We start from the raw sequence: 11601 nt of genomic DNA, 5'->3' as shown, positions 1-11601 counted from the left end.
CCCGTACCGACGGTTCCGGTGCGACCACTGCGCGCTCGGGCTGCGGGGCGCCGCGGCTCCGTGGTGGGGCCACGGGTCCTGCTCCCGGTGCTGGTGCTGGCCGCCGCCGTGGCCCAGGGCTTCGGGCGCTTCGGCTACGCGCTCCTGCTGCCCGCCGTCACCGCCGACCTCGTGCACTCCTACGTCGTGGCCGGACTGCTCGGGACGCTCAACCTCACCGCGTACCTCGCGGGGACCCTCGTGGTCAGCCTCACCGCCGGCCGCATGGCGCCGGCGACCTCGGTGCGCACCGGCCTGCTGTGCACCACGGCCGGGCTGGTGGTCCTCTCCCTCGCGCCGTCGGTGCCGGTCCTGGTGGCGGGCATGGTCCTGGCCGGCTTCGGCGGGGCGATGATCTGGGTGCCGGCCCCGGGCATCGCCGGATCCGCCGTGCGCGGGTCCCGCCGGGGCCTGGCCATCGGGCTGACCGGCAGCGGGGTGGGTCTGGGGGTGCTGGCGTGCAGCATCCTCACCGCCCTGGTGCACGCCGTCGGCGGCGCCGGCTCGTGGCGGCCCGTGTGGGGGATCCAGGCGGTGCTGGCGGCGCTCGTCGCGGTCGCGGCGCTGCGGTGGCTGCGTCCGCCGGTCGCCCCGGTCTCCGGTCCGGTCCGCATCTCGGCGTTGCGAGCCGTCCCGGGCTGGATCGGCGCGACCCTCTCCTACGGCGGGTACGGCCTGGCGATCTCGGTCTACATGACCTTCCTGGTCGCCGCGTACGAGGACGACGCCGGCTTCGGCACCGGCCACGCCGCTGCGGTCTTCGCGCTGACCGGTGTGTGCATCGCGTTCGGCGGGGTGGTGCTCGGCCGCTGGTCGGACAGCGTGGGACGGCGGGCGGCCATGACGTGGGCCTACGTGGGGATGACCGCGGCGATCCTGCTGGTCCCGGTCGGCGGCGAACCCTGGGCCGTCCTCTCCGCGCTCGTGTTCGGCCTGGCGATGTCCGGGGCCCCGGCCGTGCTGGCCGCCCACCTGGCCGACCGGCTCGACCCCCGGCGCTTCGCCGCCGCCTTCGGCGCGGTCACCCTCGTCTTCGGGGCGGCGCAGCTGGCGGGTCCGCAGCTCGGCGGGTGGATCGCCGACCGGACGGGCAGCTTCACGGCGGCGTTCCTGGTCGCCGCCGCGGCCGCCTTCGCTGCGGCCTGCGCGTCCGCCACGCTGCCCCGCCGGGGCGCCGCGCCCCCGGGCGCAGACGTCGCCCCGGGCGCAGACGTCGCCCCGGGCGCGGGGGCGCCGTCGCCGTCCGGCCGGGACGGCCCTCCCTGACCGGCGGCCCCGGACGACCGGGCTACAGGGGCAGCAGGAGCTGGTCGAGCGGCAGCCGGTCCCGGGCGGCCGACTCCCGGCTGGCGAACGGCTCGCCGAGCTGCACCTCGTCGTCACGCCGGCCGACAGCCAGCACCACCAGGGGCACGACGCCGTCCGGCGTGGCCAGGAGTGCAGCGACCCGGTCCCGGTCGAAGCCGCCGAGCTGGTGCACGGCCAGACCCTCGTGCTGGGCCTGCACCGACAGGTGCGCCACCGCCTGCCCGGTGTCGTAGACGGCCCACGGGCGGACCGCGCCGTCGGGGCCGGCCGTCTCGGCCGCGGCCACGATGAGCGCCGAGGCGGCGTGCGCCCAGGCCTGGTTGCCCGGTGCGAGCGCCTCCAGCAGGGCGGCGTACTCGGTGCTGCCGCGCCGGGCGACGGCGAACCGCCACGGCTGGGTGTTCGACGCGCTCGGCGCCCAGCGGGCGGCCTCGAGCAGCGCGGTGAGCTGGTCGACCGTGAGGTCGTGGCGGGGGTCGAGCGCGCGGGGGCTCCACCGCTCGGCGAGCAGCGGGTGCAGCGGCGCGGCGGTCGTCGCGGCCTTCGAGACGGGCGAGCTCGTCGCCGTCGTGGCGTCCGTTCCGTGGGTCACGCCCGTCCTGAAGGCACTTGACCGTTCAACCATTCCGCGCCCGTGCGGTGATGCCGGGCACGCGCCCGCGCGAGCGCACCGGTCACGAACGGCTCGGCGCCTCCGCCGGGAGAACCCGCACGCTGACCACCCCGCCGACGGTCCGGGCGAGCTCGGAGAGGGCCCGCTCCTCGACCTCGGGGGACGGGTCGGGCGTCCCCCGGGTGCGCTGGATCGTGGCCACGCCGTCGGCGACCGCGACCGCCCACGCGTCCACCGACCCGGTGTAGCCCTCCACGAGGTGCAGGAGGTCGTGCCGGATCTCCGCGTCCGGACGGACCAGGGTCCGCAGCAGGTCGCGCCGGCTGACGATGCCCACGAGGCGGTCGCCGTCCAGCACGGGCACGCTGCGCAGCCGCTCGTCGACGAACAGCCGGGCGACGTCGGCGATGTCCGCCGTGCCCTGGACCGTCCGGACCTCGCCGGTCATCACCCCGTGCACCAGCAGCGCCGGGGCCGCCGGCGCGTCGCCGTCGCGGCGCAGGTGCAGCCGGGGGTCCTGGGGCAGCCGGTCCCGGAGGACGTCGGCCTCGGCGACGATGCCGACCAGCCGGTCGGCGTCGTCGACGACGGGCAGGGCCGCGAAGCCGCGCTCGGCCATGACCTCCGCCGCGTACTTGGCGGAGGTCTCCGGTCCCACGGTGACGACGGAGCGGGTCATGACGTCCCTGGCCTGCACGGCGCCACGCTAGGCAGGCGGGGCTGCCCACCCCAGGGTCGCCGGGCGCAGCCGCGGGGGACCTCGGTCCCTGACCGCCACCGACCGGCCGGACCGGAGGCGGTCAGGGGACCGGGGTGGCGCCGGGGCGCACGCCGCTCGGCGGCCGCTCCTGCAGCAGCGCGCGCAGCGTCGCGAGGTCCTGCTCCCAGCGCCGGCGGAGCACCCGGCGGAGCACGGGGGCGAGCGGCCGCAGGGCACCGCGCGGCCGCAGCTCCGCCCGGAACCGGAGGGAGGACCCGCCCGCGTCGGGCACGACCTCGCCCTCGAACCGGACGTCGAGGCGGGCCGAGGTGCTGGTCGAGGTCCACGCCCGGGGTGGGTCGAAGCCGAGCACCTCCACGGTGCTGTCGCCGACGCCCGAGCGGAACCGCAGCCGGTAGCGGGACCCCGGTCCGACGGGCCCGGCGGTGAGCTGCTGGACCGCGACGACCTGCGGGTTCCACGCCGGCTCGGAGCACGGGTCGCTGCAGAGGGCGAACACCTCGGCGGGATCGCGGTCGACATCGACCGCGGCCTCCACGACCCTGCGGCCGGCGCGGACGAGGGGCGCCGGCAGCGACGGCACCCGGGCGCCGGTGCGGGCCCGCTGCGTCAGGCCGGTCAGCGCCCGGGCGGTGCCGTCGGCGAGCACGTCGAGGTCGCCGAGGGCGCCGTCGGCGTCGACGGACACGGCCAGTGCGCCGGCGTGGGACAGCGCGGCGACCGCGATCGGGACCCCCGGGACCAGCGGCGCGATCGGCACCGCCTCCACCAGGCGGGCCCCGGCCAGCCACAGCGGCTCCGGCGGGCCGGTGACGTCGGTGATCGACAGCCGGATGCTGCGGCTGCCGAAGCGGCGTCCCCAGCGGACGACCGGCCGGGCCACCGCGGCCGGCAAGTGGATGTCGACGACGCTGCCGGCGGCCGCGCGCAGCCGGGTCTTGCCGGCGGTGGTGCTGCGGCGGACCAGCGCCAGCCGTCGCAGCGGGTCCGGTTCACCGACCGGGAGGTCGACGAGCAGCAGGCCCACCACCTGCCCACCGGGGGCGCCGGTGGCGGCCGGGACGCTGGCGCGCACAACGGAACCGGGCAACCGCTCGCCGCGGCCGTCGAGCAGGTCGCGCAGGCCGCCGGCGACAGCGGTCAGGAGCAGGTCGTTGAGGGTGACCCCCAGGGCGTGCCCGGTGCGCTGCAGGTCCTCCAGCCGGTGCTGGTGGACCGCCAGCCGCCGGTCCGGGCCCACCCGGCGCGGCAGGGAGGTGGCCGGCACCGGGACCCCCAGCTCGGTCACGACGTCGCGGAGCTGCCGCAGTCCCTGCCGGCCGAGGGCCCGGCCGCGGGCCCGGTCGCGGGGCCCCCGCAGCTGCGCGACGACCTGCTGGAGCCGGTCGCGCACCAGCTCCCGGTGCGTCGGCAGCGGCGGCACTGCTGGTGAGGCGGGCGCGGCCGGGGTGGCGTCGGGTGCCGGGTCGAGCAGCTGCCCGGCCAGTGCCATGCCGGCGCGCCCGTCGGCGAGGACGTGGGAGAGGACGACGAGGACGGCGAACCGGGCGCCGTCCAGACCGTCGACGACCTCGGCCCGCCACAGCGGCCGGTCCCGCTCCAGCGGGCAGAGCACGCGGTTGGCGGCCCAGGTCCCGAGGTGCGCGCCCGGGGGCAGTGTCGCCTGCACGACGTGGCGCAGCGGGTCGAACGACGGGTCGGCGGCCCAGACCGGCCGGCCCTCACCGACCCGGGTCCACACCACCCGCTTGCGCAGGGCCGGGACGCGGTGCGCGCGGGCCGCCAGCGCCGCGCGGATGCCGGGGGTGTCGAGGGCGCCGTCGGGCCGCCGGAACGGGGCGGCGTCGAAGATGCCGAGCAGGGCGATCTGCATCGGGGCCCGCCGGTCGTCGGCCCAGACGTTCAGCAGCTCGTCGGCGCGCAGCCGGGGGAGTGCCACCGGCCCACCGTGCGGCCGCCCGTGGTGCGCGGAACAGGGTCCGACGCCCACGGGGGACGGGGCGCTGGGCCCGCGCGTGGGGGACCGGCGCACGGGGACCGGCCGAGACCGACGACCCGACGGACGGGACCTCCGTCCCTGGCCCGAGGGTCGGTGGCGGCGATGTGGTGGAGGACCCCGCGCCCCGCTGCACGGGGCCTGCGAACCGGAGGGAGGGGCCGGTGACCGACCCGGCCGGGCCGCTGACCGAGGGGGAGCTGGCGGCGCTCGACGCGTGGTGGCGCGCGGCGAACTACCTCTCCGTGGGCCAGATCTACCTCATGGACAACCCGCTGCTGCGGGAGCCGCTGCGGCCGGAACACGTCAAACCCCGGCTGCTCGGCCACTGGGGCACGACCCCCGGCCTGAACTTCGTGTACGCCCACCTCAACCGGGCCATCGCCGCCCGCGACCTGGACACGGTGTACGTGATGGGCCCGGGTCACGGCGGCCCCGGACCGGTCGCGGCGGCCTGGCTGGAGGGCACCTACAGCGAGGTCTACCCGGAGGTCTCCCTGGACGCGGCCGGGATGAAGCGGCTGTTCACCCAGTTCAGCTTCCCGGGCGGGATCCCCAGCCACGTCGCCCCGGAGACCCCGGGCTCGATCCACGAGGGCGGCGAGCTCGGCTACGCCCTGATGCACGCCCACGGCGCCGCGTTCGACAACCCCGACCTCCTCGTGGCCGCGGTCGTGGGGGACGGCGAGGCGGAGACCGGGCCGCTGGCCACCAGCTGGCACGGCAACAAGTTCCTCGACCCGGCCCGCGACGGCGTCGTCCTCCCGATCCTGCACCTCAACGGCTACAAGATCGCCAATCCCACCGTGCTGGCCCGCATCGAGCCCGAGGAACTCGAGGCCTTGTTCCGCGGCTACGGCTACACGCCGCACCTCGTCGAGGGCTCCGACCCGGCGCGCATGCACCAGGGGTTCGCCGCCGCCCTCGACGAGTGCCTGGACCAGATCGCCGCCATCCAGCGGCGGGCGCGGGGGGACGGCGACCTGACGCGGCCGCGCTGGCCGATGATCGTGCTGCGCTCCCCGAAGGGCTGGACCGGTCCCGCCGACGTCGACGGCCACCGCGTCGAGGGCACCTGGCGCGCCCACCAGGTGCCCTTCGCCAACGCCCGCGAGGACGACGGCCACCGGGAGGTGCTCGAGGCGTGGATGCGCAGCTACCGACCGGAGGAGCTGTTCGACGAGACCGGCGCCCCCGTCGCCGCCGTCCGGGACCTGCACCCGCACGGGCAGCGCCGGATGAGTGCCAACCCGCACGCCAACGGCGGCGCGCTCCTGCAGCCGCTGCGGATGCCCGACTTCCGCGACTGCGCCGTGCCGGTGCCCGAGCCGGGCACGGGCGCGGTGGAGGCCACCCGCGTGCTCGGCACCTTCCTGCGGGAGGTGGTGCGGCGGAACCCCACCACCTTCCGGGTGTTCGCGCCCGACGAGAACAACTCCAACCGGCTCGGCGCGGTCCTGGAGGTGACCGACCGGGCCTGGATGGCGCGGCGGGAGCCCGACGACGACCACCTCGCGCCCGACGGGCGGGTCATGGAGGTGCTGTCGGAACACCTCTGCCAGGGCTGGCTGGAGGGCTACCTCCTCACCGGCCGGCACGGGTTCTTCTCCTGCTACGAGGCGTTCATCCACGTCGTCGACTCGATGGTCAACCAGCACGCCAAGTGGCTGAAGACCACCAACGGCATCCCGTGGCGGCGGCCGATCGCGTCGCTGAACTACCTGCTCACCTCGCACGTGTGGCGACAGGACCACAACGGCTTCTCCCACCAGGACCCCGGCTTCATCGACCACGTGGTCAACAAGAAGGCCGACGTCATCCGGGTGTACCTGCCGCCGGACGCCAACACCCTGCTCTCGGTCGCGGACCACTGCCTGCGGACCCGCCAGTACGTCAACGTGATCGTCGCGGGCAAGCAGCCGGCGCTGCAGTACCTGGACGTGGACGCCGCGATCGCGCACTGCACCAAGGGCCTCGGCATCTGGGAGTGGGCCAGCACCGACGCGGGGTCCGAGCCGGACGTCGTCATGGCGTGCGCGGGCGACGTCCCGACGATGGAGACCCTCGCCGCCGTCGACATCCTCCGCGGGGCCTTCCCCGACCTGCGGATCCGCGTGGTCAACGTCGTCGACCTGATGCGGCTGCAGGACGACCGCGCCCACCCGCACGGGCTCTCCGACGCCGAGTTCGACTCCTACTTCACCACCGACAAGCCGGTGATCTTCGCCTACCACGGTTATCCGTGGCTGATCCACCGGCTGACCTACCGCCGCCGCAACCACGACAACGTCCACGTGCGCGGCTACGTCGAGGAGGGGACCACCACCACGCCGTTCGACATGTGCGTCCTCAACGGGCTGGACCGCTTCGACCTGGCCATCGACGTCATCGACCGGGTGCCGCGGCTGCGGACACGGGCGGCCCACCTGCGGGACCGGCTGCGCACCACGCTCATCCGGCACCGCCAGTACGTGCGGGCCCACGGCGAGGACCTGCCCGAGATCCGCGACTGGCAGTGGGGCGCCGGCGCGGGCCCCACCGTCGTCGGCCGCGACGAGCCGCTGCACGAGCCGGCGTCCTCGTGAGGGTCCTGGTCGTCAACGCCGGCTCCAGCAGCCTGAAGCTGTCCCTCCTGGCCGACGATGGCGGCGTCGCGGGGAGCCGGACGGTGCAGCCGTGGGCGGGCGCCGGGCACCTGCAGCCGCTCCGGGCGTTCCTCGCCGACCACGGGGACGTCGACGCCGTCGGCCACCGGGTGGTGCACGGCGGCCCCCGGCACGGCGGCCCGGCCCTCGTCGACGACCTGCTGACCAGCCACCTGTGGTCGGTCAGCCACCTGGCCCCGCTGCACAACCCGCGTGCCCTCGCCGGCATCGAGGCGACGACCGGCCTGCTGCCCGGTGTGCCGCAGGTCGCCTGCTTCGACACCACCTTCCACGCGTCGCTGCCCCCGGCCGCGCGGACCTATGCCGTGCCGCGGGAGTGGAACAGCCGATGGGGGCTGCGCCGGTACGGCTTCCACGGGCTGTCCCACGCCTGGGCGGTCCGCCGCGGCTCGGAGCTGGCCGGCCGGTCCGCCGAGGACCTGCGCATCGTCTCCTGCCACCTCGGGGCCGGGGCCTCGCTGGCCGCCGTGCGGGCCGGCCGGTCGGTCGACACGACCATGGGGTTCACCCCGCTGGCCGGTCTGGTCATGAACACCCGCCCCGGCACGCTCGACCCGGGACTGCTGCTGTGGCTCCTCCAGCACGGGGACGTCCCCGTAGCGGAACTGGCCGACGTGCTGGAGCACCACGCCGGGCTCCGGGGGCTGTCGGGGACGTCGGGGGACCTGCGCGAGGTCCTCGCCGGACGCGCGGACGGCGATCCGGACTGCACCCTCGCCTTCGACGTGTACGTGCACCGGCTGTCCCGCGAGATCGCGGCGATGACCGCCGCCACCGGAGGCCTCGACCTGCTGGTCGTGACCGGGGGAGTGGGGGAGCACGCCCCACCGGTCCGCGCCGCGGTCGGGGCGGCCCTGGGCCACCTCGGGCTCGGCGTCGACGAGGAACGGAACCGCGCGACCACCGGCGACGGTGAGATCACCGCGCCGGGTGCGGCCGCACGGACCGTCGTCGTCACCGCGCGCGAGGACCTGGAGATCCGCCGTCAGGTCCTGGCGGTCCTGGAGGACGGGCGCACGGTGGTCGGTCCCGTGGGATGACGGCCCGGCGTGGTGGTCCCCGTCGTCGGCGTCCCGTCGGCTCGGCGAGGCCGCCCGGAGGCGTCGGGGACGTCGGCGGGACGACGCCCGCGCCCCGGCCCTCCGCGGGTCCGTCCGGGCCTCGTCGGCCAGTTGGCGGGCCGCGACGATCCAGGCCGGCTCGGCGGGGTGCTGCGGCTCCGGCTCCATCAGGCGATCCGCAGGTTGGTCGCGTCGGCGGCGTCGCGCAGCCGGCCGCGCAGCGCCCGGGTGACCAGTGCGCACAGGCCGCGGGCGAGCACCCCGGCGACGACCGCGGTGACGAGGACGAACCCGACCGGGGCGCTGGGCCGGAACCCGGAGTCGAGCAGGGCGTACCCCAGGCCGCCGACGAGGGTGCCCGCGACCAGCGGCGTGACGGTGGTGGCGGTCAGCCGGCGCAGCTGGACATGCTCGAGCACCGCCGGCTCCGCGCCCAGGGCGGCGACCGAGGCCAGCGACCGGGCGTTGGTCACCAGGTCGTCGGCGGCCGCGAGCGCCATCGCCGCGGTCGCCGCCAGCACCGCCAGCGCGGCCGCCGAGGCGGCCAGCAGCAGGCCGCTCGCGGCCAGCGGGTCGAAGGTGGCGGTGAGCCGGGCGAAGACGCCGGCGAGGGCGGCCGTGACGCCGAGGGCGACCCCGGAGGCGGTGACCGCTCCCGCCGCCCGGCCGGCGGGCCCCGCGAGGGCCCGCAGCCCACCGGCGGCGAGCACGTCGACCGGCCGCCGGCTGCGGACCAGCCGGCGGTGCCGCCACTCCACCCACGCCGAGCCGGCCAGCAGGACCGTGCCGAGCAGCGCGACCACGGCGGCGCAGACGACGACCACCTGGGCCTGTCGCCCCAGCCCGGTCGGCTGGACCGCCGCGAACAGCGCCGCGACGGCGAGGCCGACCGCGGCCAGCCGGACCGCCGTGCGGGGGCGACGGCGCGGCCGGCGCGCCGCCGCCCGCGCCCCGGCGGCCGCACCGACACCGGCGGCCAGGACGGCGACGAGCAGCCACGCCGCCAGGTCGGCCGCGCCCAGCGGCGGGAGCAGCCGCACCGGCCCTGCGGACGCGCCGAACCCCAGCCACAGCACCAGGTACACGGGACCGGCCAGCGCGCCGCCGAGCAGCGCGGCGGCGCCGGCGCCCACCGCGGCGACCAGGCGCAGCTCGCCCGGCGCGGCCCCGGCGACCGCCAGCGCCCGGTGGACGGCGGCCCGCCGGGCGCTGCCCGTGGTGACCGCCTGCCAGGTGAGCACCAGGGCGGGCAGGAGCAGGAGCACGAAGCCGGTGACCACACCCGGCCGCAGCCCCGCCTCGTGGACCAGCGGGGAGTACGTCGGGTCGATCGACGCGGTGCCGACGTCCTGCACGGCGACCGTGGGCACCCGCAGGACGGCCAGGGCGGCGATCAGCAACCCGCCGGCGACAGCGGTACCGGCCGCCACGAGGCGGGTCCGGGTGCTGCCCGCCGCGGAACCAGGGGCAGCGAGGAGCCAGGCGGTGGGGAGCCTCACGACAGCGTCACCTCGTGCGCCACGGCGCCGTCGAGCAGGCGCAGCTCCCGGTCGGCCCGGGCGGCGACCGCGTTGTCGTGGGTGACCAGGACGACCGCGCCGCCGGCGGCCGTCGTCGTGCCGATCAGCAGGTCCAGCAGCCCGCGGCCGGCGGCGACGTCCAGGCTCGCGGTGGGCTCGTCGGCCAGCACCAGTGCCGGGCCGGGGAGCAGTGCGCGGGCGATCGCCGCGCGCTGGGCCTGCCCACCGGAGAGCGCGTCGGGCAGGGTGCGCGGGTCCACGTCGAGGCCGACGCGTTCCAGCCAGCCGGCCGCGGCCGCCCGGGCCTGCCGCGGCTCGTGCCCCTCCAGCAGGAGCGGCAGGGCGACGTTGTCCAGCAGCGGCAGGTCGGGCACCAGCTGCCCGAACTGCAGCACCAGGCCGATCGACCGCCGGCGCAGCCGCGCGCGGCCCGCCTCGTCCAGGTCGGCCAGCTCGGTGTCGCCGACCGCCACCCGCCCGGTCTGCACCCGGAGCACGCCGGCGGCCAGCAGGAGCAGCGTCGACTTGCCCGAGCCGCTCGGGCCCGTGACCGCGAGGACCTCCCCGGCGGCCACCGTCAGCGACACGTCGCGCAGGGCCTGGGTCGTCCCGTAGGAGTGGCTGACGCCGGTCAGGTGCACCGCGGCGGCGGGTGTCGGGCTCATGGTGTCGTCCTCTCGAGGTCGGGGTCGGCCGGCCGGTCGCCGGCGGGCGGGGGCAGGAGCTCGGTGGCCAGTTCCAGCCAGCGCAGGTCGGCGTCCAGATGGGCGATCAGGTGTTCACGGACCAGCCGCTCGGCGGGGCCGGTGCCGGCCGGGGTGCGCTGCAGCTCGCGGATCCGGCGCAGGTGCGCCGCTCGCTGGCGGGCCACGAGATCGCGCACGCCGAGACCGGTGTGCAGGGCCGCGACCGTCTTGCGGACGATCTCCTCGGTGCCGGAGCCGGTGGGTGCCGCGGGCTCGGCCAGCCACGCCCGCAGCCGCCGCTCGCCCTGCTCGGTCAGCGCGTAGACCGTCCGCTCGGGGCCGCCCTCCACCCGCGTCTCCACCACCTCGGCCAGGCCGTCGCGCTGCAGCCGGCCGAGGGTCGCGTACACCTGGCCGAACGGCAGCGGACGGCTGTCGGGGAACCAGGCGTCGTGCTCCTGCTTGAGGTCGTAGCCGTGGCGCGGTCCACCGGTCAGCAGCGCGAGGTGCAGCTCGGGAAGGGACACGGTGGCTGTCTACACCACGAGTAGACACCGAGTGAATAGATGTCGACGCGGAGGCCGCGCCGAGCAGCGAGGGGCGAGCGCCGCGTCAGCCGCCCCGGACGGGGATCAGCGGCGCGGGAGGCCGACCGGGATGCCCTCCCCGCGGTGCGCCGGCCCCGGCGAGTGCCGGTGCACGTCGGCGCGGTGCTGGACCGTCCGCCACTGGCCCACTGCCCACGCCCGGAGCAGCAGGCCGTCCTCGGACAGCGCGACCAGCGCCCCGCCGTCAGTGGTCATCAGCTCGGCCTCCACGGTCTCGTCCGCGCCGCCTGCGATCTGCACCGTCCACACCGGCATCCCGCACTCCTCGGGGAAGAGGCACCCCCTGTGGCGCCCGATGGGGAAATCAATCCGGGTCGGCGAGCACACGTCAACCAGACGTGGGCGCGTCATCGCCGTCCGTAATCGGAACGACGTAGGTCGGA

At 76.8% G+C, this 11601-nt stretch carries 10 protein-coding genes; 3 read left to right on the top strand and 7 right to left on the bottom strand.

The window, feature by feature from the left end; all coding sequences use genetic code 11:
- Positions 1 to 63: 63 nt before the first annotated feature.
- Positions 64 to 1305: a YbfB/YjiJ family MFS transporter gene (locus ACI784_RS05545; protein WP_457012751.1), complete on the top strand. Its 1242-nt coding sequence runs from the start codon at positions 64 to 66 to the stop codon at positions 1303 to 1305.
- 22 nt (positions 1306 to 1327) lie between these two features.
- Here ACI784_RS05545 and ACI784_RS05540 read toward each other — a convergent pair whose 3' ends face one another.
- From ACI784_RS05540 to ACI784_RS05530, 3 genes are all read right to left on the bottom strand, one after another.
- Positions 1328 to 1939, bottom strand: coding sequence for a nitroreductase family protein (locus tag ACI784_RS05540; protein ID WP_457012750.1), 612 nt, complete (start codon positions 1937 to 1939; stop codon positions 1328 to 1330).
- Between the two features lie 82 nt (positions 1940 to 2021).
- Positions 2022 to 2657 (bottom strand): CBS domain-containing protein, encoded by a 636-nt coding sequence (locus ACI784_RS05535; protein ID WP_456922569.1) that lies wholly within the window; start codon positions 2655 to 2657, stop codon positions 2022 to 2024.
- A 103-nt stretch (positions 2658 to 2760) separates the two neighbouring features.
- Positions 2761 to 4620 carry a wax ester/triacylglycerol synthase domain-containing protein gene (locus tag ACI784_RS05530; protein ID WP_457012749.1) on the bottom strand — a complete coding sequence of 620 codons (1860 nt, stop codon included), beginning with the start codon at positions 4618 to 4620 and terminating at the stop codon, positions 2761 to 2763.
- A gap of 221 nt (positions 4621 to 4841) precedes the next feature.
- Here ACI784_RS05530 and ACI784_RS05525 point away from each other — a divergent pair, with 221 nt between their 5' ends.
- Together ACI784_RS05525 and ACI784_RS05520 are read left to right on the top strand one after the other, a co-directional pair.
- On the top strand, positions 4842 to 7262 hold the full coding sequence (locus ACI784_RS05525) for a phosphoketolase family protein (RefSeq protein WP_457012748.1): 2421 nt from the start codon (positions 4842 to 4844) through the stop codon (positions 7260 to 7262).
- The gene (locus ACI784_RS05520; protein WP_457012747.1) at positions 7259 to 8383 is read left to right on the top strand and encodes an acetate/propionate family kinase; all 1125 of its coding nucleotides are present in this window, start codon (positions 7259 to 7261) and stop codon (positions 8381 to 8383) included. The genes ACI784_RS05525 and ACI784_RS05520 overlap by 4 nt, the downstream gene beginning before the upstream one ends.
- A 188-nt stretch (positions 8384 to 8571) precedes the next feature.
- Here the strand turns inward: ACI784_RS05520 and ACI784_RS05515 are convergent, their stop codons facing one another.
- The 4 genes from ACI784_RS05515 to ACI784_RS05500 form a co-directional block, all read right to left on the bottom strand.
- Positions 8572 to 9903 carry a hypothetical protein gene (locus ACI784_RS05515; RefSeq protein ID WP_457012746.1) on the bottom strand — a complete coding sequence of 444 codons (1332 nt, stop codon included), beginning with the start codon at positions 9901 to 9903 and terminating at the stop codon, positions 8572 to 8574.
- Entirely contained in the window at positions 9900 to 10589 is a 690-nt protein-coding gene (locus tag ACI784_RS05510; protein ID WP_456922564.1) for an ABC transporter ATP-binding protein, read from the bottom strand. The genes ACI784_RS05515 and ACI784_RS05510 overlap by 4 nt, the downstream gene beginning before the upstream one ends.
- Entirely contained in the window at positions 10586 to 11137 is a 552-nt protein-coding gene (locus ACI784_RS05505; protein WP_457012745.1) for a PadR family transcriptional regulator, read from the bottom strand. Before ACI784_RS05505 ends, ACI784_RS05510 begins: the two co-directional genes overlap by 4 nt.
- 105 nt (positions 11138 to 11242) lie before the next feature.
- The gene (locus tag ACI784_RS05500) at positions 11243 to 11473 is read right to left on the bottom strand and encodes a hypothetical protein (RefSeq protein WP_456922562.1); all 231 of its coding nucleotides are present in this window, start codon (positions 11471 to 11473) and stop codon (positions 11243 to 11245) included.
- Positions 11474 to 11601: the final 128 nt, after the last annotated feature.

Source organism: Geodermatophilus sp. SYSU D01186 (assembly GCF_054050215.1).
The sequence above is the reverse complement of the archived record's forward strand: the minus strand, read 5'-3'. Positions and strand labels throughout refer to the sequence as shown.